Origin of the sequence: Salmonella sp. SAL03688 (assembly GCF_046551895.1) — a bacterium.
GTDB lineage: Bacteria > Pseudomonadota > Gammaproteobacteria > Enterobacterales > Enterobacteriaceae > Salmonella > Salmonella enterica.
Genome location: NZ_JBGDVI010000061.1, coordinates 1 through 586 on the forward strand (window position 1 = coordinate 1; position 586 = coordinate 586).

Annotated in this window: 1 protein-coding gene; it reads right to left on the reverse strand. The window is 53.4% G+C overall.

From position 1 onward, the window contains the following. Position 1: 1 nt before the first annotated feature. Positions 2-586, reverse strand: a 585-nt coding sequence (locus ACLJR2_RS23705; protein ID WP_023208385.1) for an EF-Tu/IF-2/RF-3 family GTPase, incomplete at its 5' end; no start/stop codon positions are given.

Genomic DNA, 586 nt, shown 5'->3' on the forward strand with positions numbered 1-586 from the left:
ATTAGCCGAGAACTTTAGCAACAACGCCCGCGCCAACGGTACGGCCGCCTTCACGGATTGCGAAACGCAGACCGTCGTCCATTGCGATCGGGTGGATCAGGGTAACAACCATTTTGATGTTGTCGCCCGGCATTACCATCTCTACGCCTTCCGGCAGTTCGATGGTACCAGTCACGTCAGTAGTACGGAAGTAGAACTGCGGACGGTAGCCTTTGAAGAACGGAGTATGACGGCCGCCTTCATCTTTGGACAGAATGTACACTTCAGATTCGAACTTGGTGTGCGGCTTGATGGTGCCCGGCTTAGCCAGTACCTGACCACGTTCGATTTCTTCACGTTTGATACCACGCAGCAGAACACCTACGTTCTCACCGGCACGGCCTTCGTCCAGCAGTTTGCGGAACATTTCAACGCCAGTACAGGTAGACTTCTGAGTCTCTTTGATACCAACGATTTCAACTTCTTCGCCCACTTTGATGATACCGCGTTCTACACGACCGGTAACAACGGTACCACGACCGGAGATGGAGAATACGTCTTCGATCGGCAGCAGGAACGGCTTGTCAATCGCACGCTCTGGTTCCGG